We start from the raw sequence: 21,600 nt of genomic DNA on the forward strand, positions 1-21,600 counted from the left end.
ACTCACGCTAACCGCGGCCTTCGGACTCCGCTCACCAGCACCACCTCCAAGGTGCGCGGGCCGTGCACGCCCTCCACCCGGTCCAGTTCGATGTCGCTGGTCGCCGACGGTCCCGAGATCCACGTCAGCGGGTGGGCGGGATCGAGCCGTTCGAGTGCCTGTGGGACGGAGGAGACGACCTGGTCGGGGATCCGTACGACGCAGATGTGGTGATCGGGCACGAGGGTGATGCGCCGTCTGCCCTGGTCGGGGCCGCCGTCCAGGACGATCGTGCCGGTCTCGGCGACGGCCACCGCACATCCGGTGACCACGCTGTCCACCGTGTCCAGCTCCCGCGCGGTGTGCGTCGCGAGGTCCTGGACGAGAGCGGCCGGAGCGCCTTCGGCCAGCCAGTGGGGCGGCAGCGCGGGCGGCACGAGCACCGTGCGTGACCCCCGCTCGGTGAGCAGCCGCGCGAGGAGGGCGGGGAGCTGGTCGCCGTCCGCGCGGTGCACCGTCGCGCGATAGTCCGCCAGGTTCTCCGCGAGCAGGTCGATGGTCTGGAGGGGAGAACGGTCGCCGTGCTCGCGCAGGTAGTCGCGGGGGACGGCCCGGTCGTAGTCGTACGTCTCCTTGTCGTCCGGGATGTCCGCCAGCGCCCGCCGGACGCGGCCCAGGATCTGGTCCCTGCTGCTCACTTCGTGCCGCCCTTCTCCGCCTGGCCGCCGTTCGTACGCTGCCACCAGTCGCGGAACGGCTCCGTCGGCACCTTCGGCAGATCCCGCGTCGCGCTCCATGCCCTGCCGGGTCCGGGAAGCGTGCGTGGATGAACGCGCCGGGTCCCGGACGCAAGCCGCTGCCCGGCCCGCAACGCCCCCGGACGGCCGAACGCCCAGCCCGCCGCGCGCATCGCCGCCCGCTCCGCCGCGTGCCCCTTCGCGGGCCGCAGCGTCACCCGCGTGCCGTCCCGTGTCACTTCGCCGCCCTGGACCACGCGCTCCCGCAGGTGGACGAGGACCTCGGGGATGTCGATGGCCACCGGGCACACCTCGTAGCAGGCGCCGCAGAGGGACGAGGCGTAGGGGAGCGAGGCGTCGATCTCGCTCTGGGTGCCGCGGAGCTGCGGGCTGAGGATCGCGCCGATGGGGCCGGGGTAGACCGAGCCGTACGCGTGGCCTCCGGCCCGTTCGTACACCGGGCAGACGTTGAGACAGGCGGAACAGCGGATGCAGCGCAGCGCCTGGCGGCCCACCTCGTCGGCGAGCGTGTCGCTGCGGCCGTTGTCGAGGAGCACGAGGTGGAAGGTGCTCGGCCCGTCCTCATCGGAGGTGCCCGTCCACATCGACGTGTACGGGTTCATCCGCTCGGCCGTCGACGAGCGGGGCAGCGTCTGGAGGAAGACCTCCAGGTCCCGCCAGGTCGGCACGATCTTCTCGATGCCGACCACCGAGATCAGCGTCTCGGGGAGCGTGAGGCACATGCGGCCGTTGCCCTCCGACTCGACGACCACCAGGGTGCCCGTCTCGGCGACCATGAAGTTCGCCCCGGAGACGCCGATCTTGGCGCGCAGGAACTTCTCCCGGAGGTGGAGACGCGCGGCCTCGGCCAGCTCCGCCGGGGTGTCCGTCAGCCCCTCCGGGGCCGGGCGGCCCCACTCGCCCATCTCGCGCGCGAAGATCTCGCGGATCTCGCCGCGGTTGCGGTGGATGGCGGGGACGAGGATGTGCGAGGGACGGTCCTTGCCCAGCTGCACGATGAGCTCGGCCAGGTCGGTCTCGTAGGCGTGGATGCCCTCGGCCTCCAGCGCTTCGTTGAGGCCGATCTCCTGCGTGGCCATCGACTTGACCTTGACGACCTCGCGCTTCTCGGCGTCGCTGCCGCCACTGGCCTTGACCAGCGCGGTCACGATGCGGTTCGCCTCGTCCGCGTCCGCCGCCCAGTGCACGACGCCGCCCGCCGCAGTGACCGACTCCTCCAACTGGACGAGGTAGTGGTCGAGATGGCGCAGCGTCTCGTCCTTGATCCGCTTGCCCGCCTCGCGGAGCTGCGCCCAGTCGTCCAGCTCGGCGACCGCGCGGGCCCGTTTGTCGCGGATGGTGTGGGTGGCGTGCCGCAGATTGGCGCGCAGGGTCTTGTTCCCCACGGCCTCGCGGGCCGCCGTGGGGAAGGCGGGCATGCCTACGAACGTGCCGCTCGCGCCACTCATGACAGGGGCTCCTCTTCCGTGCTCGCCAGGATCTCCGCGATGTGGACCGGGCGTACACCGCTCCTGAGCCGGGTCAGCGTGCCCCCGATGTGCATCAGACAGGAGTTGTCCGCCGCGCACAGCGCGTCGGCGCCCGTCGACTCGGCGTTGCGCACCTTGTCCGTGCCCATCGCCGACGAGACATCGGAGTTCTTCATCGCGAAGGTGCCGCCGAAGCCGCAGCACTCGTCCGCGCCCGGAAGCGCGCGCAGCTCCAGCCCCTTGACCGCTTGGAGCAGCCGCGTGGGGCGGTCGCCAAGCCCGAGGCTGCGCAGGCCGTGGCAGGTCGGGTGGTAGGTCACCGTGTGCGGGTAGTACGCCCCCACGTCCGTCACACCGAGGATGTCCACCAGGAACTCGGTGAGTTCGTACGTCTTGGGAACGACGGGGGCCAGCGTGGTCGCCAGGCCGTCGCCCCGGCCCTCGGCACGGGCCCGCTCTCCCATACGGGGGTACAGCTCGCGGACCATCGCACCGCACGAACCGGACGGCGTCACGATCGCGTCGTACTCGTCCGAGCCGAAGACATCGGAGAAATGACGGGCGAGCGGCTCTGCCTGGTGGCGGTAACCCGTGTTGTAGTGCGCCTGCCCGCAGCAGGTCTGCGCCATCGGGAAGTCGACCTCAACTCCTAGCCTGGTCAGCAGTTTCACCACCGCGCGGCCCGTGTCGGGATAGAGCGTGTCGTTGACACAGGTCAGGAACAGAGCGACACGCATCGCGGGTTCCTCCTCGTCGATCATCGGATGGATGCAGCGTATGTGCTGCGCTCGCTTTGCGGGAAGTCATGATGCGGGCACGCGTCACGCGGCGACGCGTCGCGATGCTTCCTCCCATGCCGCCCGGCGTGCGGGGTCGCCGGTCGGCTCGTAGCGAGTCGACTGCTGGGTGCGGGCCAGCAGGGCGCGCATCTCATGACGGTCCCGCAGAAGGCCGTGCGCCCGCGCCTGTACGAGGACGTTGCCCAGGGCGGCCGCCTCCGCCGGGCCCGCGACGACCGGCAGCCCGCAGGCGTCCGCCGTCAGCTGGCACAGGAGGGCGTTGCGGGCGCCGCCGCCGACTATGTGGACGACGTCCACGGGCCGGTCCGCGAGGCGTTGGGCGTCCTCGATGGCGCGGCGGTGGGCAAGCGCCAGGGAGTCGAGTATGCAGCGCGTCGTCTCGGCGGGGGTGCCGGGGACGGGCTGTCCCGTGGCCCGGCAGACCTGGGCGATGCGGTGCGGCATGTCGCCGGGGAGCAGGAAGGCGGGGTCCGCCGCGTCGACGAGGGAGCGAAGGGCGGGGGCGGTGGCGGCTTCGCGGAGGAGTTGATCCAGGTCGGGGGTGGTGGTTTCGGGGTCCGTCGCCCAGGTGCGCAGGCACTCCTGGAGGAGCCACAGGCCCATGATGTTGCGCAGGTAGCGGACCGTGCCGTCGATGCCGAGCTCGTTGGTGAAGTTGGCCGCCCGGCTCTCCTCCGTACGGACGGGGGCGGCGAGCTCCAGGCCCGCAAGCGACCAGGTGCCGGTGCAGATGTAGGCGAAGTACCCGGTCGTGGCGGGGACGGCGGCGACCGCTGACGCGGTGTCGTGCGAGGCGACCGTCGTGAGGGGGGTGGGTGTGCTCAGGCCGGTGTCCTCCAGGACCTGCGGGAGCAGGTGGCCCGCCGGATCGCCCGGTCGCCGCACGGGAGGGAACAGCCCGAGGTCGATGCCCAGGCGCGTTGCCACCTCGCGGGACCAGCCCTGTGTGCCGGGGTCGATCAACTGCGTGGTGGAGGCGTTGGTCAGCTCCGTGCCGAGCTCGCCGGTCAGCCAGTACGTCAGGAGGTCCGGGATCAGCAACAGATGCTTGGCCGCGGCAAGTTGGGGCGTCCCTTGGGCGGCCATGAGTTGGTACAGGGTGTTGAAGGGGGCGTACTGGACGCCTGTCGTGGCGTAGAGCTCGGTGGCCGGGACCGTCGTCCACGCCTTGGCCGCGATGCCCTCGGTGCGGGTGTCCCGGTAGTGCACCGGGTTGCCCAGCAGCATGCCGTCCGCGTCCAGGAGGCCGTAGTCCACTGCCCAGCCGTCGATGCCGATGGAGGTGAGGGGGGCGGTGGCGCCTGCGGCGCGCAGGCCGTCGAGGACTCCGGCGTACAGCGACAGGATGTCCCAGTGCAGGGTGCCGGCTGCGCGGACCGGACGGTTGGGGAAGCGGTGTGCCTCGTGGAGCGTGAGGGTGTCGGGGCCTGTCCGGGCCACCATGACGCGTCCGCTGGAGGCGCCGAGGTCGATCGCGGCGAAGTGGTGTGGTGAGCGGGGGTTGGGCATGGTGGCTCGCAGGGTTGGTTGAGGGCTGAGGGTTGAGTGCGGGTGTTCGGTCCGCGCGCTGTGCTCTGGGGGGCGGGGCCGCGCCGGTATGTCCGTCCTCGCTCTCTCGGTTTGAGCGCGTGGCCACTTCGGTACCGGAGCGCCGCGTGCCGTGCTCCGGGCGGACATACCGGCACGTCCTCTCCGGTCGGATGCGCGGCTGCGGGCCAGTGGTCTGCCGCTTCTCACCGGTACGGAGCGTCCCTCCGGTCGGGCTCGTGGCGCCGACCGGAGGGGGTTGGGGTTACCTCAGGAACGCCGCCGCCACGCCCGCGTCCACGGGTATGTGCAGGCCCGTCGTGTGGGACAGGTCGCCCGCGGTCAGGGCGAAGACCGCGTTGGCCACGTGCTCGGGGAGCACCTCGCGCTTGAGGAGGGTGCGCTGGGCGTAGAACTCGCCCAGGTTCTCCTCCTCGATCCCGTACGTCGCCGCGCGCTGCGCGCCCCATCCGCCCGCGAAGATCCCCGAGCCGCGGACCACGCCGTCCGGGTTGATGCCGTTCACGCGTATGCCGAACTCGCCCAGCTCGGCGGCGAGGAGGCGGACCTGGTGGGCCTGGTCCGCCTTGGTGGCGGAGTACGCGATGTTGTTCGGGCCGGCGAACACCGCGTTCTTGGACGTGATGTAGATGATGTCGCCGCCCAGGGCCTGGTCCCGCATGACGCGGGCCGCCTCGCGGGAGACGAGGAAGGACCCGCGGGCCATGATGTCGTGCTGCAGGTCCCAGTCGCGGGCCGTGGTGTCGAGCAGGGGCTTGGAGATGGAGATGCCCGCGTTGTTCACCACCAGGTCCACCCCGCCGAACGCCAGGGCCGCGGCGGCGAAGGCAGCTGTGATCTGGTCCTCGGACGTGACGTCCATGGGGATGGCGATCGCCTTGTCCGGCCCGCCCAACTCCTCGGCCACCGCCGCGGCGTTCTCCGCGTTGAGATCCGCCACCGCGACGCAGGCCCCCTCGGCGACCAGGCGGTGGGCGATCGCCTTGCCGATGCCGCTGCCCGCGCCGGTCACCAGGGCGACGCGGGTCGCCAGCGGCTTGGGCTTGGGCAGCCGCTGGAGCTTCGCCTCTTCCAGCGGCCAGTACTCGATGCGGAACTTCTCCGACTCGTCGATCGGCGCGTAGGCGGAGACGGCCTCGGCGCCGTGCATGACGTTGATGGCGTTCACGTAGAACTCGCCCGCCACGCGCGCCGTCTGCTTGTCCTTGCCGAAGGAGAACATTCCTACGCCCGGAACGAGGACGATGGCCGGGTCGGCGCCGCGCATCGCGGGAGAGGTCGGGTCGGCGTGGCGGGCGTAGTAGGCCGCGTACTCCGCGCGGTACGCGGTGTGCAGTTCCTTGAGGCGGGTGATGGCCTCCGTGAGCGGGGCGGTGGGCGGGAGGTCCAGGACCAGGGGCCTGATCTTCGTGCGCAGGAAGTGGTCCGGGCAGGAGGTCCCCAGGGCCGCCAGGCGCGGGTGTTCCGCGCCGGTCAGGAAGTCGAGCACGGTGTCCGAGTCGGTGAAGTGGCCGATCTGGGGGCGGTCCTGAGACGCCAGCGAGCGGATGTAGGGCGCCAGTTCGGCCGCGCGGCGGTGGCGGGCGGCTGTGGGAAGCGGGCCGTAGCCCTCCAGGGCAGGACCGAACGGGGCGGGCCTGCCGTGTTCGGTCAGGAATGCCTCCGCCGTGCGGATGATGTGCAGAGAGTTGCGCTCGCACTCCTGCGCCGTGGCGCCCCAGGCCGTGATGCCGTGACCGCCCAGGACGCAGCCGATGGCGTCGGGGTTCGCCGCCTGCACCGCCGCGATGTCCAGGCCCAGCTGGAAGCCGGGACGGCGCCAGGGCACCCAGGCCACCGTGGAGCCGAAGCACTGGGCTGTCAGCTTCTCGCCGTCGGCGGCGCACGCCAGGGCGATGCCCGAGTCCGGGTGGAGGTGGTCCACGTGCTCCGCGTCCACCAGGGCGTGCATGGCCGTGTCGATGGAGGGGGCGGCGCCGCCCTTGCCGTGCAGGCAGTAGTCGAAGGCGGCGACCATCTCGTCCTCGCGATCCGCGCCCCCGTACACCTCCTTCAGCGCGTGGAGGCGGTCGAGGCGCAGGACCGCCAGGCCCTCCTCGGTGAGCGTGCCCAGGTCGCCGCCCGAGCCCTTGACCCACATCAGGTCGGTGTCCGCGCCGGTGACCGGGTCGGGGGCCGTGCCCTTCGCCGACGCGTTGCCGCCCGCGTAATTCGTGTTGCGCGGGTCGGCGCCCAAGCGGTGGGCGCGGTCCAGAAGTTCCTTGATCCGTGCGTGCTGTGTCATGTCGCTCATGCCCCCCATCCGGCCTGCTCGCCGCCCACGCGGTCCTTGACGATCTGCTCCTGCCAGCCTGACTCCCGATAGGCCCTCATGGGATCCGGGTCGAGCCCCGAGTCCTCCCTGACTTCTGCCAGTAGGGGACGGACGTCGGTGTTGTAGGCGTCCATCAGGACGGCGTTGGCGGCCAGCACGTCGCCGGTCCGCTGGGCCTCGGCCAGTGCGTCGGCGTCGACGAGCAGCGCCTTCGCCGTGGCCTCCTGCACGTTCATCACCGAGCGGATGATCGCGGGGATCTTCGCCTCGATGTTGTGGCACTGGTCCAGCATGAACGCGATGTCGGAGGTCAGGCCTCCGCCGCGGACGACCTCGTACATGATCCGGAAGAGCTGGAAGGGGTCGGCGGCGCCCGCCATCAGGTCGTCGTCCGCGTAGAAGCGCGAGTTGAAGTCGAAGGCGCCCAGGCGGCCTTCGCGCAGCAGTGTGGCGACGATGAACTCGATGTTGGTGCCCGGGGCGTGGTGGCCGGTGTCGACGACGACCTGCGCCTTGGGCCCGAGCTTCAGGCAGTGCGCGTACGCCGTGCCCCAGTCCGGGATGTCCGTCGCGTAGAAGGCAGGCTCGAAGAGCTTGTACTCGATGAGCATGCGCTGGTCGTCGCCGAGGCGGTCGTAAGTGGTGTGCAGGGCTTCCGAGAGACGGTCCTGGCGGGTGCGGATGTCGTCCTGGCCCGGGTAGTTGGTGCCGTCGGAGAACCACAGCTTCAGGTCGCGTGAACCCGTCGCGTCCATGACGTCCACGCACTCCAGGAGGTGGTCGAGCGCCTTGCGCCGGACCGTGGGGTCGGGGTTGGTGACCGAGCCGAGTTTGTAGTCGTCGTCCTGGAAGACGTTGGCGTTGATCGCGCCGAGCGTCACTCCGCGCTCGGCGGCGTACTCCGCGAGGGCCGCGTAGTCGTCGACCTTGTCCCAGGGGATGTGCAGGGCGACCTTGGGTGCCACGCCCGTGTGGGCGTGCACCCGGGAGGCGTCGTCCAGTTTTTCGCGGGTCGTGCGGGGGACACCTGGCTGCGCGAAGACCTTGAAGCGCGTACCGGAGTTGCCGTACGCCCAGGACGGGGTCTCCAGGGCCTGGGTGGTGAGTGCCGCTTTCACGGCGTCCTTGCTGGTTCCGGCGGTCATCGCGCAGCCTTCCGAAAGAGCGGTCGAGGTGGGTCAGTTGGAGAAGCGGTGGGTGCCGGAGACCGCGGCGAAGACGGCGCAGCCGTCCTCCATCCGCAGGAACTCCGTCTCGCCGTGCGTCACTTGAGAGCGCTTGTCGGCGGGGATCCACACCTCCGCCGTGGTGTTGGCGGGCAGGGTCAGGGTGAGACGGAACCCTTCGGAGTCCGTCTTCCAGTGGGTGGTGACCGGGCCGTAGAGCGCGTCGAAGGTGCCCTGGGCCTCCGTGACGCCGCCGCCGGGGCGCGGGCGGACGAGGATCTTGCGGAAGCCGGGGTCGGCCGGTGCGATGCCCGCGATGTTCGCGTACATCCACTCGCCCACCGAGCCGTAGGCGTAGTGGTTGAAGGAGTTCATGCCGGCGTCCTGGAAGCTGCCGTCCGGCTTGATGGAGTCCCAGCGCTCCCACATCGTCGTGGCGCCCTTGTCGATCTGGTAGCCCCAGCTGGGGAACGACCGCTGGATCAGGAGGCGGTAGGCGACGTCCGTGTGGCCGGTGGCCGTCAGGACGGGGAGCAGCCGCGGGGTGCCCAGGAAGCCCGTCGACAGGTGCCACTCCTTGGACTTGATGAGCTCCACCAGACGGGCGGCGGCCGGTGCGCGGTCGCTGTCGGCGAGCAGGTCCATGGAGAGGGCCAGCACGTACGCGGTCTGTGTGTCGCCCTTCACCCGGCCTCCGCCGGTCACGTACGCCGCGCGGAAGGCGTCACGGACGCTGCCGAAGAGCTTCTTGTACGGGGCCGGGTCCTTGCCCAGGGCTTGTGCGGCCTGTGCGACCAGGTCCGCGCTGTGCGCGAAGTAGGCCGTGCCGATGACGTCCTTGGGGGTCTCGTCCTGGATGTTGAGCCAGTCTCCGTAGCCCTCGGCGGGGCGCAGGTAGCCGCTGCTGTGCTTCTCCAGGTAGTCGAGCCACTTCACCATCGAGGACCAGGACTGCTCCAGGACGCGTGTGTCCCCGTACGCCTGGTACAGCGCCCAGGGGACGGTCACTCCGGCATCGCCCCAGCCGGCCACGCCCTTGCCGACGGTGCCGACGAACGGGGCCACGTCGGGGAAGGCGCCGTCGTCGGGCTGCCCGTCGCGCAGGTCGTCGAGCCACTTGGTGAGGAAGCGCGCCGACTCCATGGTGTAGGCGGCGGTCGGTGCGAAGACGTTGATGTCGCCGGTCCAGCCGAGCCGTTCGTCGCGGGCGGGGGTGTCCGTGGGGATGGACAGGAAGTTGCCGCGCTGGCCCCAGGTGATGTTGCTGTGCAGCTGGTTGAGCATGGGGACGTTCGTCTTGAAGTCCATCGTGAAGGGCGCCGAGGTGTGGATCACCCGGCCCACCACGGCTTCGCGCGGCGGTGTGCCCGGGTAGCCGGTCACCTCCACGTAGCGGAAGCCGTGGAAGGTGAAGCGCGGCTCGAAGGTCTCCTTGCCGCCGCCCTTGAGCGTGTAGGTGTCCGTGGCGCCCGCGGTCCGCAGGTTGGTGGTGTAGACCGTGCCGTCGGGGTTGAGCACCTCCGCGTGGCGCAGCCTGACCTTCGTGCCGGCCTTTCCGGAGACGGCGAGACGGACCGCGCCGACCATGTTCTGGCCGAGGTCGAAGACGAACACGCCGGGCTTCGGCTCGCTCACCTTGCGGGCGGAGATCTCGCTCTCCACGCGTGTGTGCCCGTCGATCTGGGCGACGACGGTGGCCTTGACCTTGTCGATGGCGTCGGCCGCGACCCAGTGCGAGTCGTCGAATCCGGCGCGCGTCCAGCCCGCCGTCTCCAGGCGGGCGTCGTAGTCCTCGCCCGACAGGAGGTCGGCGGCGGTCACCGGGCCGGTGGCGGTGCGCCAGTCGGTCCCGGACAGCACGCGGTCGGTCGAGCCGTCGGTGTACGTGACCTCCAACTGGGCCAGGAGCGCGGGCCGGTCACCGTACTGGTGCGGACCGAACATGCCGACGTTCCCCGCGTACCAGCCGACCGCGAGCGTCACGCCCAGCGCGTTGGCGCCGGACTTGAGCTGCTTGGTCACGTCGTACGTCTGGTACTGGACCCGCTTGTTGTAGTCGGTCCAGCCGGGCGCCAGGCGGTCGTCGCCGACGCGCTCGCCGTTCAGCCAGGCGTCGTAGAGGCCGAGGGCAGTGGAGTACAGCCGTGCCCGCGCGACCTTCTTGCCCGCCCGCAGGCGGAACTCGTGGCGCAGTTGCGTGGCGGGGCAGTGGTTGGGGGCGACCTTGCCCCAGGGGCCCGAACCCCAGGCGGCGATGACCTTCGCCGCCTGCCAGGAGCCGTCGTCGTACCCCGTCGCCTGCCAGTCGCCCGCGGGCTCCTTGTCGGTGGTCTTCCACGTGCCGTCGGTGGTCAGGGTGTGCACGCCGTCCGCGGTCGTCACCTCGAGCAGGCCGAGCAGCCCGGCGGGACCGGTGGTGGCATTGGTGGCGGCCACGGCGACGACCGCGGGCCCGGGGCGCAGCTGGGCCGTCACGTCGACGACCACGGGGCGGCGCCAGTTGTCGGCGGGGCCGTCCGCTTCGGTGTGCGCCACCCGCGTGCCGTTCACGTAGGCGGTGTGGCCGTCGTCGGCCGTCGTGACGAGGCGCGCGCGGGTCACCCCCTCGGGGACGTCGACGCGGCCGCGGAACCAACGGGTGGCCGCCGGGGCGCTGCCGGCGGGGTCACCCTCGGGGAACCAGATCCACGAGGCGCCGTCCAGCGCTGGCGCCCCGGTGAGTGAGGCGGGGGAGCCTATCCACCGTGCCGTCCAGTCCTTCGCCGCGGAGAGCCCGGTCTCCCACCAGGAGGGCTCACTCCAGCCGGAGGCCTTGCCCGCGCCGTCCCAGACCCGCACCGACCAGTAGTAGCGCGTACGGGACTTGAGCTCGGGACCCGCGTAGGGAACCAGGACGGAGTCGCTCGACGCGACCTTGCCGCTGTCCCAGACGTCGGGCTTCGTCAGGCGCCCCGGATCGGTGGCCACACGCACTTGGTAGGCGGTCTGCGCCTGGCCCTCCTCGGCGGACGTCAGGGGCCAGCTCAGCCTCGGACGCGGTACGTCGAGGCCGAGCGGGTGGCTGACGTACTCGACGGTCGGTCTGGTCACGCGTAGAGCCCGGCTTCCCGCGGACGGGGCGGCGTGGGCGGCCGGAACTGCCCCGGCGGCCATCGCCGTTCCCAGGGCGGCCGTGGCGGTGGTGCTGAGCAGTCGTCTTCTGCTGATCACTTATCGACTCCGTAACGACTCGGCGGTGAATCGTTTCACGAGAGGCGAAGCTAGGGAGAGTGCCGCCTGATGTCAAGGGGGCTGGAGAGCTTCGCCCTTGGCACCTGGCGTGGTGACAGGATTTTCAAGTCACGCCCATTGACGCCGTAGTTGGCGCGGGTTTAGCTTCCCTGGAAATTGATTGAAACCTTTCACGCCGGGTGTCCGGCGAGTGACTCCCGATGACGCCCGACGCCGTCGGACCCACCCGACGCCGAACGCCCGATGCCTCATCCCCAAGCAGGACCCCATGCCAGACCTTCACGCCTGACACACCCCATGCCTGACACACCCCATGCCTGACACCCCATGCCAGAAGCCGCATGCCCTTCGTGACCGATCGGTGCTACCTATGAGAGAGCCCCCCGTCCTTGCCGTGCAGGGCCTGAGCAAGTCCTTCGGGGCCGTTCGCGCCCTGCACGACGTCTCCCTGGAGCTGTACGCCGGTGAGGCGCACGCCCTCGCGGGCGAGAACGGCGCAGGGAAATCCACCCTCATCAAGACCCTCGCAGGGGTCCACAGGCCGGACGCGGGAGAGCTGACGCTCGACGGGTCCCCGGTCGTCTTCCACGGCCCCGGTGACGCCAGGGACGCGGGCGTCGCCGTCATCTACCAGGAGCCGACGCTCTTCCCCGACCTCTCCGTCGCGGAGAACATCTTCATGGGGCGCCAGCCCCGCCGCACCCTCGGCCGCGTCGACCACAAGGCCGTGCACGCGGCGGCCGAAGCGCTCTTCAAGCGCCTGGCCGTGGACCTCGACCCCGATCAGCCCGCGCGCGGCCTCTCCATCGCCGACCAGCAGATCGTCGAGATCGCCAAGGCGCTCTCCTTCGACGCACGGGTCCTGATCATGGACGAGCCGACCGCGGCCCTCACCGGCAGCGAAGTGGCCCGGCTCTTCGGCGTCGTGCGCACCCTGCGCGAACAGGGCGCCGCCGTGCTGTTCATCTCGCACCGCCTCGAGGAGATCTTCGAGCTGTGCCAGCGCGTCACCACGCTGCGGGACGGCGGCCTGATCGCGAGCGAGCCGCTCGCCGGCCTGACCGAGGACGACCTCGTACGCCGCATGGTGGGCCGCGACCTCGATGAGCTCTACCCCAAGCAGGACACCCAGGTGGGCGACGTCGCGCTCAGCGTCCGCCGGCTGACCCGCGAGGGCGTCTTCACCGACGTCTCCTTCGATGTGCGGCGCGGCGAGATCGTCGGTCTTGCCGGGCTCGTGGGAGCCGGGCGCAGCGAGGTCGCGAGGGCCGTGTTCGGCGTCGACCGGTGGGACGCCGGAACGGTCGAGGTGCAGGGCAAGGCGCTGATCAACGGCGCCCCCAGCACCGCCATGGCCGCCGGACTCGCCCTCGTGCCCGAGGACCGGCGCGCCCAGGGCCTGGTGATGGACATGTCGATCGAGCGCAACATCGGGCTCACCGGACTGCGTACGACGGTCCGCGCGGGCCTCATGGACCGCGGCGCCGAACGCAGCCGCTCGCTCGACTGGGCGGTGCGCCTCCAGGTGAAGTACGCGCGCATCGCCGACGCCGTGGGCACCCTGTCCGGCGGTAACCAGCAGAAGGTCGTCCTCGCCAAGTGGCTGGCCACCAAGCCCCAGGTGCTGATCGTGGACGAACCGACCCGCGGCATCGACGTCGGCACCAAGGCCGAAGTGCACCGGCTGCTCTCCGAACTCGCCGCCGACGGAGTCGCGGTCCTGATGATCTCCTCCGACCTGCCCGAGATCCTCGGGATGACCGACCGGGTCCTCGTCATGCACGAAGGGCGGCTCACCGCCGAGATCCCGCGCGCGCGGGCGACCGAGGAGTCCGTGATGGCTGCCGCCACCGGGAGGACGGCATGAGCGTGACCACCCAGAGCCCGGCACCCGCCGTGGACCCCGAGAAGGCCGGGGCCACCCGCCTGGTCGACCGCGTCTTCAAGATGCGCGAACTTGCCATCCTGCTGGTCTTCCTGGTGATGATCGGCATCACCCAGGCGGGCAACAGCGAGTTCCTCTCCGAGCAGGGCATCAAGGACCTGCTCCTGAACGCGACCATCCTCGTCCTCGTCGCGACGGGCCAGGCCCTCGTCGTCATCACCCGCAACGTGGACCTGTCGGTCGGCTCGACGCTCGGGATCAGCGCCTTCGCGGCGGGCAACTACCTCCAGGGCGGCGGCGACCCGACGGTCGCGATCCTGCTCGCGGTCGCGCTCGGCGTCGGCTGCGGGCTGCTCAACGGGGCGCTCGTCAGCCTCGGCCAGGTGCCCGCGCTCGTCGTGACGCTCGGCACCCTCTACATCATCCGGGGCATCGACTCCATCTGGGTCGGCTCCCGGCAGATCACCGCGTCCGACCTGCCGGACGGCTTCGTCGACTTCGGCTCCGGCGGGATCTCGGCGGTGCCCTACCTCGCGCTGATCGCCCTCGCCGTCCTGATCGCCGTCGCCTACTACCTGCGGCACTTCGGCGGCGGACGCGAGCTCTACGCCCTGGGCTCCAACCCCGAGGCCGCGCGCCTCGCCGGCATCCCGGTGCGCAAGCGCATCCTCGCGGCCTACACCGCCTGCGGAGCGCTCGCCGGACTCGCGGGCGCGCTCTACCTGGCCCGCTTCGGCAACGTCGACTCCGCCACCGGCAACGGCTACGAACTGACCGTCGTCAGCGCCGTCGTGGTCGGCGGCGTCGTCTTCACCGGCGGCTCGGGCAGCGTCTACGGCGCCGCACTGGGCGCCCTGCTCCTGACCTCCATCAACAGCGTGCTTCCCGCGCTCGGCGTCAGCTCCGTGTGGGTGCTCGCCATCAACGGCGTACTGCTCGTCCTGGCCATCGCCGTCGACCGTATCGTCGCCCTGCGCGTCGCCAAGGCCCTGAAGAAGAGGAACGCCCGCCATGGCTGACTCCCACCGGCTCAACGTCACGCGCGCCATCCGCTGGGACACGGTTGTCGGCACACTCCTTGTCGTCCTCCTCCTGATGTCCTTCTCCTTTGTCGACGGTTTCGGCAACGCCCTCAACCTGTCGTTCCTCATCGGCAACACGCTCCCCATCGCCCTGATCGCCCTCCCGATGACACTTCTCGTCGTCTCCGGAGAGATCGATCTCTCGGTGGCCTCGACGGCGGGGCTCTCCGGAGCGGTGATGGGCGCTCTGTGGAACGCCGGCCTGGCCATCGAGACGATCATTCCGCTCGTACTCCTCCTCGGAGTCGTCTGCGGCCTGGTCAACGGCCTCCTGGTGACCCGCCTCGGGCTGCCCTCGCTCGCCGTCACCATCGGCACCATGGCCGCCTACCGGGGCATCGCACAGATCGTCCTCGGGTCGGACGCCGTGACGGACTTCCCCACGCAGTACCTGGACTTCGCGGCCGGACAGGTCGGCGACACGTTCCTGCCGTACGCCTTCCTGCCCTTCCTCGCACTGCTCGCGATCGCCGTCGTCGTCCTGCACGCCACTCCCTTCGGGCGCTCGCTCTTCGCGATCGGCGCCAACGAGGAGGCCGCGCGGTTCGCCGGTGTCCGCGTCAAGCGGCACAAGCTGTGGCTGTTCGTCGCCACGGGACTCATGGCCTCGCTCACGGGCATCTTCTGGGCCCTGCACTACGCGAGCGCCCGCTACGACAACGCCACGGGCCTCGAACTGTCCGTCGTCGCCGCCGTCCTGCTCGGCGGCATCGACTTCGACGGCGGCAAGGGCACCCTCGGCGGTGCCATCGCCGGAGTCTTCCTGCTCGGCGCGCTCCAGAACGCGATGAGCCTGCTCAACGTCTCCGCGCAGTCGCAGATCGTCGTCACCGGCGTGCTGCTCGTGGTGTCCGTCCTCGGGCCGCGCGTGGCCCGGCAGATCGCCGTCGCCCGAGCGGGCCGACGCGCCGCCGCCGCTCCAGCCCGCTGACCCCTCGTACCGTCGACAAAGTCCGAAAGGGACCAACGATGCTCTCTCCCCGCCGCTCCGTCCGCCGCTCCGCGCTCACCCGCGCCTGCGTGACCCTGGCCGCCGTCACCTCGCTCGCCCTCACCGCCACCGCCTGCGGAGGCACCACCAAGGAGTCCTCGAAGGACGACGACGCGGCCAAGGCCTCGAACGCGAAGGCCGACCCGGACGCGGCCACCAAGAAGGGCCTCACCGTCGCCTTCCTGCCCAAGCAGGTCAACAACCCGTACTTCACCGTCGCCGACAAGGGCGGCGAGAAGGCGCTGGGCGAGCTCGGATCGAAGTACAAGGAGACAGGACCCAACAGCGCGACCGACACCAGTGGGCAGGTCAGCTACGTCAACACGCTCACCCAGCAGCAGGTCGACGCCATGGCCGTCTCCGCACAGGACCCCGGCGCCCTGTGCACCGCGCTCAAGCAGGCCATGAAGAACGACATCAAGGTCGTCACGTACGACTCGGACACCAACCCCGGATGCCGTGACGTCTTCGTCTCGCAGTCCAGCGCCGAAGCGCTCGGCCGCACCCAGGTGGAGCTGCTGGGCAAGCAGCTCGGCTACAAGGGCGACATCGCGATCCTCTCCGCCGCCCAGACGGCGACGAACCAGAACACCTGGATCGGCTACATGAAGAAGGAGCTGAAGAAGCCCAAGTACAAGGACATGAAGCTGGTCAAGACCGCCTACGGCAACGACGACGCCCAGCAGTCCTTCCAGCAGACCCAGGGCCTCCTCCAGGAGCACCCGAAGCTGGCCGGGATCATCTCCCCGACGACCGTGGGCATCAAGGCCGCCGCCCAGTACCTTTCGGGTTCGAAGTACAAGGGCAAGGTCAAGCTCACCGGCCTCGGCACCCCCAACGACATGCGCCAGTACGTGAAGAACGGCACCGTCGAGGGCTTCGAACTGTGGGACCCGGCCAAGCTCGGCGCGCTCGCCGCGCACACCGCCGTGGCCCTGAAGTCCGGGCAGATCACCGGCAAGAAGGGCGAGAAGTTCGAGGCGGGCGACCTCGGCAGCTTCACCATCGGTGACAAGGGAGTCGTCGATCTCGGCGAACCGACCGTTTTCGACAAGAAGAACATCGACCAGTACAAATTCTGAGGGGATCGCATGCGGCGGTGCGCACGGCACCGCACGAGCAACGGAACAAGGGGACGCATGGTCGGCATCAAAGACGTGGCGAAGCACGCCGGCGTGTCGGTGGGCACCGTGTCGAACGTGATCAACCGCCCGGACGTGGTCTCCGAGGAGACCCGCCACCGGGTGCAGTCCGTGATCGAACGGCTCGGCTACGTACGCAGCGAGTCCGCACGGCAGCTGCGGGCGGGGCAGAGCCGCATCATGGCGCTGCTCGTGCTCGACATGGGCAACCCCTTCTTCGTGGACGTCGCGCGCGGTGCCGAGCGGGCCGCGCGCGACGCCGGGCTCCGCGTCATGATGTGCAACAGCGGACAGAGCCCCTCCGAAGAGGCCGAATATCTGGCGCTCTTCGCCGAACAGCGGGTCCGGGGCGTCCTGCTGACCCCGGCGGACGCCACGGGACGCAACATCGAGGCGTTCCGCAGGCACGCCATCCCGTTCGTCCTGGTCGACCGGGTCGCCGAGGGCGCCACCGAGTGCTCCGTCTCCGTGGACGACGTCCTCGGCGGTGCGCTCGCGGTGCGCCATCTGGTCGACACGGGGCACCGCAGCATCGCGTACGTGAGCGGCCCGCCCGGACTCAACCAGGTCAAGGACCGCAGGCAGGGAGCGCTGCAGGCCCTGGCCGAGGCCGGTCTTCCGGCGTCGGCGCTGCGGGAGCTGCCCACCGAGCGCCTCGACGTGGCCGCGGGACGCGACGCGGGCGCCCGCGTGCTCGGTCTCGCCGAGCGGCCGACCGCCGTCTTCTGCGCCAACGACCTGCTGGCCCTCGGGGTGCTCCAGGCGATGTACGCGGCCGGGGTGAGCGTGCCCGATGACATCGCCATCGTCGGCTACGACGACATCGAGTTCGCCGCGGCGGCCGTCGTCCCGCTCACCTCCGTGCGCCAGCCCGCCATCAAGATGGGCGCCATGGCCGCGGAACTCCTCCTGGAGGAGACCGAGTCGGATGCCGAGCCGGACGCACACGATCACCGGCGTGTGGTGCTCCAGCCGGAACTGGTCGTACGGCGCTCCAGCCTGATGCCCCGCTGACCGGCTCCGGGACGGGTGTGCTGAACTGGGGCGAAGTGTCCCGTTCCGCATGCGCCCAGGAGCCCCCTTGACCGCCAGTGCCTCCTACCGTCAGCCCGGCGTGGTCCTCACCGACCACCGCTTCACCGTTCCCCTCGACCACGACGACCCGGCGGGGGAGCGGATCGAGCTCTTCGCCCGCGAGGCCGTGGCGAGCGGGCGCGGGGACGCCCTGGACCTGCCGTGGCTGGTGTATCTGCAGGGCGGCCCCGGCTGCGGGGCCAACCGGTTCGCGGGCAAGGAGGCCTGGCTGGGCAGGGCCCTGCAGGACTACCGGGTGCTGCTGCTCGACCAGCGCGGAACCGGCAGCTCCACTCCGGCGACGCGCCAGACGCTCCCGCTGCGTGGCGGCCCCCGCGAACAGGCCGACTACCTCACGCACTTCCGCGCCGACTCCATCGTGCGCGACTGCGAGCTGATCCGGCGTGAGCTGACCGGCGGCGCCCCCTGGACCGTCCTCGGCCAGAGTTTCGGCGGCTTCTGCGCGACCCACTACCTGTCGGCGGCCCCCGAAGGCCTGGACACCGCCATCATCACCGGCGGCCTTCCCGCGCTCGACGGCCACGCGGACGACGTCTACCGCGCCGCCTACCCGCGCATGCAGCGCAAGAGCGCCGCCCACTACGCCCGCTACCCCCAGGACGTCGAGCGCGCCCGCCGCATCGCCGCCCACCTCGCCGAGCACGAGCCGGTCCTGAACGGCGGCTACCGCCTCACCGTCGAGGCGTTCCAGTCCCTCGGCATGCTGCTGGGCACCAAGGACGGCAGCCACCGTCTGCACTACCTCATCGAGGACGCCTTCGTCAGGACGCCCGCGGGGTTCGAGCTGTCCGACGCGTTCCAGGAGCACGTACAGGCCGAGCTTTCGCTCAGGGACCGTCCGCTCTTCGCGCTCCTCCACGAGTCGATCTACGGCCACGGCGAGCGGCCCACCGACTGGTCGGCGGAGCGGCTTCGCGGCGAGTTCCCGCAGTTCGACCCGGGCAAGGCGCTCGCCGGGGACGCGCCGCTGCTCTTCACCGGGGAAGCCGTCCAGCGCTGGCAGTTCGACTGCGACCCGGCGCTGCGGCCGCTGCGCGAGACCGCGGACCTCCTCGCCGCACGCACCGGGTGGGCGCCCCTGCACGACACGGCACGCCTCGCCGCGAACGAGGTGCCGGCCGCCGCCGCCATCTACCACGACGACATGTACGTGGACACCGAGCACTCCCTGCGCACCGCACGCTCCATCCGCGGCCTGCGGACCTGGGTCACCGACGAGTACGAGCACGACGGACTGCGGGTGGGCTCACCGCGCGTCCTCGACCGGCTGCTCGCCCTGGCCCGCGGCGAGGCCTGAGGACACCACGGGCGGGGCGCCGCGAAGTTAGGCTGCGGGCATGACAGAGCCGTTGAACCTGAACGACCAGCTCACCCCCATGCCCGAGGACTGGCGGCGCGCCCTCGCCGTCGTCGCCCACCCCGACGACCTGGAGTACGGCTGCTCCGCCGCGATCGCCGGATGGACGGACGGCGGGCGCGAGGTCTCCTACCTCCTGGCCAGCCGAGGCGAGGCGGGCATCGACACCCTCGACCCCGCCACCTGCGGGCCGTTGCGCGAGCGGGAGCAGCGGGCCAGTGCGGCGGTCGTCGGCGTGTCGAGCGTGGAGTTCCTCGACCACAAGGACGGCGTGATCGAGTACGGGATCGGGTTGCGCCGCGACATCGCCGCCGCGGTGCGCAGGCACCGCCCCGAGCTCGTGATCACGCTCAACCACCGCGACACCTGGGGCGGCGTCGCATGGAACACCCCGGACCACGTCGCCGTCGGCCGCGCCACCCTGGACGCCGTGGCGGACGCGGGCAACCGGTGGATCTTCCCCGAGCTGATCGAGGAGGACGGTCTCGAGCCCTGGAACGGTGTGCGCTGGGTGGCCGTCGCCGGTTCCTCGTCGCCCACGCACGCGGCGGACGCCACGGCCGGGCTGGAGCGTTCCGTGCGCTCGCTCCTCGAACACCGCACGTACATCGAGGTGTTGACGCAGGAGGACCCCGAGAAGTACTGCCGTGAGTTCCTCACCGGCAACGCGCAGCGGGTGGCGCCGCGCTTCGGCGGTAAGCCCGCGGTGTCCTTCGAGGTCTTCAGTCGCTGACGAGGTCTTCAGCCGCTGAGCCACCGCCGCTACTCTGACGCCACGTCAACTACCTGACGAGGCGTCAGAAGAGTAGGCAGGGGCTGGTCCTGGATGATCGACACCATCGGCAAGGACATACCGGAGGGTGAGGAGCGGCTGCGCCTCGACATCGAGGACGGCATCGGCACCCTCACCCTCTGCTGTCCGCGGAAGCTCAACGCGTGGAGCTGGGAGTCCACCCGCCAGCTGGGCATCTTCGCCGACCGGATCCGCTTCGACGACTCGATCAGGGCGGTGCTGCTGCGCGCCGAGGGGCGGGCGTTCTGTGCGGGGATCGACGTCACCGCGAGCAACGGCGGTGCGATCGGCGGCCGTTCGGGATCCGAGCGCACCCGCAACTACTACGAGGGTCTGCGCTGGGTCCACGAGCGCTTCCGTGCCTTCGCGGGCCTTCCGCAGCCCATCGTCGCCGCCGTACAGGGGTACTGCCTCGGGTTCGGCTTCGAGTTGGCGCTGATGGCGGACGTGCGGATCGCGTCCGACGACGCGGTGTTCGCGCTGCCCGAGGCGCAGATCGGAGTCGCGGTGGACGCGGGCGGTGATCTGCGCATCGCGCGTGAGGCGGGCGCGGGCTGGGCCAAGCTGCTCTCGCTCACCGGACGCCGTATCGACGCGGCCACGGCCGAGCGGTTGCGCCTCGTCCAACTCGTCACACCCGGGGCCGAGTTGACCAAGGCGGCCCGCGAAGTCGCCGCGGAGATCGCGGCGAACGGCCCGCTGGCCGTCCAGGGCATCAAGCGGGGCATCGACGCGTACGCGGACGCGGGGATGGACGCAGCCCTCGACCGGGTCGCGATGAACGCGGCGATCACGCTGACGTCGGAGGACTCGCGTGCCGGGTACGCGGCGAAGGGGGAGCGGCGGGCGGCGACGTTCGAGGGTAAGTAGGCCTGCGCCCCGCCCTGCCGCTTGGGGGGCTAACCCTCGAAGGGCCCTCGTCCCATCTGCTCGCGCACCGTCATCACCTCCGGGCTCACCAGCCCCCGACGCTGCCAGTTCGCGCCGTCGACCACCAAGGTGTGCCCCGTGATGAAACGGGCGTAGGGAGAGGCGAGGAAGGTCGCGGCCCAGCCCAGTTCGCGCGGGGCGCCGACGCGGAGGGCGGGCTGGCGAGCGCCCAACTGCCCTGCCTGCGAAGCCTGCTGCCCTGTCTGCTGCCCTTCCCGGGAGGTCTGCGCCGGATTCGCCCGGTCGAGGTTGCCGCGGATGTCGTCGGTCATGTCCTCGTGCGGCATCAACCCCGGCACCAGGCCGTTGACCTGGATCCCGTACGGACCCCACTCCACCGCCAGGCTCTCGACGAGGCTCTTCACACCCGCCTTCGCCGCCGCGCTGTGCGCGAAACCGGGGCCGCCCGTCCACGCGTACGACGCTCCGATGTTGATGATCGAGCCGGGTGCGCCCGCCGCGAGATGGCGGCGGCCGAACTCGCGCGCCATGAAGAACGTCCCGGTCAGCGTGATGTCCACGACCGCTCGCCACGCGTTGGGGGACATGTCCTCGGCGGGCACGGGGAAGTTGGCCGCCGCGTTGTTGACCAGGACGCCCGGCAGGCCGAACGCGTCCTGTGCCGCGTCGAAGACCTCGGCGACGCGCTCGGGGTCCCGGATGTCGCACGCCACGGCCGCCACCCGCCCGCCGAGACCCGCGAGCTCGTCCCGCGCCGACTTCAGACGCTCCTCCTTGCGGCTCGCGATCACCAGGTCGGCGCCGAGCCGGGCGAACTCCGCGGCGATCGCCTTGCCCAGGCCTGTCCCGCCGCCGGTCACGAGGACGACCGTCCCGTCGTACGTCCCCTCCGGCAGGGCGCTCGTGCCCGGCGGGGCGGGGGCCGGGAGCCCTGGCGGGGTCCCTTCGTTCGCTTCGTCCGTCATGGCCGCATCGATATCGCGGAACGCCTCAAAGCGCCATGCCCTCAAGCCCGCGCCGACTGGAGTAGCCCGGGGATTGACAAACGCCTTTGCTGATTCTGCAATGGACGTATGAAGGCGACCGAAAACACCAGGAC

The 21,600-nt window shown here is 70.8% G+C and carries 16 protein-coding genes; 8 read left to right on the plus strand and 8 right to left on the minus strand.

Going from position 1 to position 21,600, the window contains the following annotated elements; translation table 11 throughout:
• Positions 1-2: 2 nt before the first annotated feature.
• From ACFUPX_RS00780 to ACFUPX_RS00810, 7 genes are all read right to left on the minus strand, one after another.
• Positions 3-677, minus strand: coding sequence for a lactate utilization protein C (locus ACFUPX_RS00780; RefSeq protein WP_383313639.1), 675 nt, complete (start codon positions 675-677; stop codon positions 3-5).
• Positions 674-2,185, minus strand: coding sequence for a lactate utilization protein B (locus ACFUPX_RS00785; RefSeq protein WP_383313641.1), 1,512 nt, complete (start codon positions 2,183-2,185; stop codon positions 674-676). The genes ACFUPX_RS00780 and ACFUPX_RS00785 overlap by 4 nt, the downstream gene beginning before the upstream one ends.
• On the minus strand, positions 2,182-2,943 hold the full coding sequence (locus ACFUPX_RS00790; protein ID WP_383313643.1) for a (Fe-S)-binding protein: 762 nt from the start codon (positions 2,941-2,943) through the stop codon (positions 2,182-2,184). Before ACFUPX_RS00790 ends, ACFUPX_RS00785 begins: the two co-directional genes overlap by 4 nt.
• An 84-nt stretch (positions 2,944-3,027) precedes the next feature.
• On the minus strand, positions 3,028-4,515 hold the full coding sequence (locus tag ACFUPX_RS00795; RefSeq protein ID WP_383313645.1) for a rhamnulokinase family protein: 1,488 nt from the start codon (positions 4,513-4,515) through the stop codon (positions 3,028-3,030).
• A gap of 283 nt (positions 4,516-4,798) precedes the next feature.
• A complete protein-coding gene (locus ACFUPX_RS00800; protein ID WP_383313911.1) occupies positions 4,799-6,838 on the minus strand; it encodes a bifunctional aldolase/short-chain dehydrogenase in 2,040 nt (679 codons plus the stop codon).
• A gap of 5 nt (positions 6,839-6,843) precedes the next feature.
• Positions 6,844-8,013, minus strand: coding sequence for an L-rhamnose isomerase (rhaI, locus tag ACFUPX_RS00805; RefSeq protein WP_383313647.1), 1,170 nt, complete (start codon positions 8,011-8,013; stop codon positions 6,844-6,846).
• Positions 8,014-8,046: 33 nt separating this feature from the next.
• Positions 8,047-11,244 (minus strand): alpha-L-rhamnosidase, encoded by a 3,198-nt coding sequence (locus ACFUPX_RS00810; protein ID WP_383313649.1) that lies wholly within the window; start codon positions 11,242-11,244, stop codon positions 8,047-8,049.
• Between the two features lie 391 nt (positions 11,245-11,635).
• Here ACFUPX_RS00810 and ACFUPX_RS00815 point away from each other — a divergent pair, with 391 nt between their 5' ends.
• The 8 genes from ACFUPX_RS00815 (at position 11,636) to ACFUPX_RS00850 (ending at position 20,480) form a co-directional block, all read left to right on the plus strand.
• The gene (locus tag ACFUPX_RS00815) at positions 11,636-13,132 is read left to right on the plus strand and encodes a sugar ABC transporter ATP-binding protein (RefSeq protein WP_383313651.1); all 1,497 of its coding nucleotides are present in this window, start codon (positions 11,636-11,638) and stop codon (positions 13,130-13,132) included.
• Entirely contained in the window at positions 13,129-14,169 is a 1,041-nt protein-coding gene (locus ACFUPX_RS00820) for an ABC transporter permease (RefSeq protein ID WP_383313653.1), read from the plus strand. Before ACFUPX_RS00815 ends, ACFUPX_RS00820 begins: the two co-directional genes overlap by 4 nt.
• Entirely contained in the window at positions 14,162-15,163 is a 1,002-nt protein-coding gene (locus tag ACFUPX_RS00825; protein ID WP_383313655.1) for an ABC transporter permease, read from the plus strand. The genes ACFUPX_RS00820 and ACFUPX_RS00825 overlap by 8 nt, the downstream gene beginning before the upstream one ends.
• A gap of 38 nt (positions 15,164-15,201) precedes the next feature.
• On the plus strand, positions 15,202-16,305 hold the full coding sequence (rhaS, locus tag ACFUPX_RS00830; RefSeq protein ID WP_383313656.1) for a rhamnose ABC transporter substrate-binding protein: 1,104 nt from the start codon (positions 15,202-15,204) through the stop codon (positions 16,303-16,305).
• Between the two features lie 57 nt (positions 16,306-16,362).
• Entirely contained in the window at positions 16,363-17,379 is a 1,017-nt protein-coding gene (locus ACFUPX_RS00835) for a LacI family DNA-binding transcriptional regulator (protein ID WP_383313658.1), read from the plus strand.
• A gap of 49 nt (positions 17,380-17,428) precedes the next feature.
• Positions 17,429-18,757, plus strand: a complete 1,329-nt coding sequence (locus ACFUPX_RS00840; protein ID WP_383313660.1) for an alpha/beta fold hydrolase — start codon at positions 17,429-17,431, stop codon at positions 18,755-18,757.
• 40 nt (positions 18,758-18,797) lie between these two features.
• The gene (locus tag ACFUPX_RS00845) at positions 18,798-19,550 is read left to right on the plus strand and encodes a PIG-L deacetylase family protein (RefSeq protein WP_383313662.1); all 753 of its coding nucleotides are present in this window, start codon (positions 18,798-18,800) and stop codon (positions 19,548-19,550) included.
• Positions 19,551-19,643: 93 nt separating this feature from the next.
• Complete coding sequence (locus ACFUPX_RS00850; RefSeq protein ID WP_383313664.1) at positions 19,644-20,480, plus strand: enoyl-CoA hydratase/isomerase family protein; 837 nt, start codon at positions 19,644-19,646, stop codon at positions 20,478-20,480.
• Between the two features lie 29 nt (positions 20,481-20,509).
• Here the strand turns inward: ACFUPX_RS00850 and ACFUPX_RS00855 are convergent, their stop codons facing one another.
• Entirely contained in the window at positions 20,510-21,466 is a 957-nt protein-coding gene (locus tag ACFUPX_RS00855; protein ID WP_383313666.1) for an SDR family oxidoreductase, read from the minus strand.
• Positions 21,467-21,600: the final 134 nt, after the last annotated feature.

The sequence above is a fragment of the Streptomyces sp. NPDC057302 genome, from assembly GCF_042667685.1.
Lineage (GTDB): Bacteria > Actinomycetota > Actinomycetes > Streptomycetales > Streptomycetaceae > Streptomyces.

Coding starts and splice junctions, on each gene's coding strand:
- ACFUPX_RS00850 (WP_383313664.1), top strand. CDS start 19,644: ATGATCGACACCATCGGCAAGGACATACCGGAGGGTGAGGAGCGGCTG.
- ACFUPX_RS00800 (WP_383313911.1), bottom strand. CDS start 6,838: ATGACACAGCACGCACGGATCAAGGAACTTCTGGACCGCGCCCACCGC.
- ACFUPX_RS00795 (WP_383313645.1), bottom strand. CDS start 4,515: ATGCCCAACCCCCGCTCACCACACCACTTCGCCGCGATCGACCTCGGC.
- rhaS (WP_383313656.1), top strand. CDS start 15,202: ATGCTCTCTCCCCGCCGCTCCGTCCGCCGCTCCGCGCTCACCCGCGCC.
- ACFUPX_RS00825 (WP_383313655.1), top strand. CDS start 14,162: ATGGCTGACTCCCACCGGCTCAACGTCACGCGCGCCATCCGCTGGGAC.
- ACFUPX_RS00820 (WP_383313653.1), top strand. CDS start 13,129: ATGAGCGTGACCACCCAGAGCCCGGCACCCGCCGTGGACCCCGAGAAG.
- ACFUPX_RS00855 (WP_383313666.1), bottom strand. CDS start 21,466: ATGACGGACGAAGCGAACGAAGGGACCCCGCCAGGGCTCCCGGCCCCC.
- ACFUPX_RS00835 (WP_383313658.1), top strand. CDS start 16,363: ATGGTCGGCATCAAAGACGTGGCGAAGCACGCCGGCGTGTCGGTGGGC.
- ACFUPX_RS00790 (WP_383313643.1), bottom strand. CDS start 2,943: ATGCGTGTCGCTCTGTTCCTGACCTGTGTCAACGACACGCTCTATCCC.
- rhaI (WP_383313647.1), bottom strand. CDS start 8,013: ATGACCGCCGGAACCAGCAAGGACGCCGTGAAAGCGGCACTCACCACC.
- ACFUPX_RS00840 (WP_383313660.1), top strand. CDS start 17,429: ATGCGCCCAGGAGCCCCCTTGACCGCCAGTGCCTCCTACCGTCAGCCC.
- ACFUPX_RS00815 (WP_383313651.1), top strand. CDS start 11,636: ATGAGAGAGCCCCCCGTCCTTGCCGTGCAGGGCCTGAGCAAGTCCTTC.
- ACFUPX_RS00845 (WP_383313662.1), top strand. CDS start 18,798: ATGACAGAGCCGTTGAACCTGAACGACCAGCTCACCCCCATGCCCGAG.
- ACFUPX_RS00785 (WP_383313641.1), bottom strand. CDS start 2,185: ATGAGTGGCGCGAGCGGCACGTTCGTAGGCATGCCCGCCTTCCCCACG.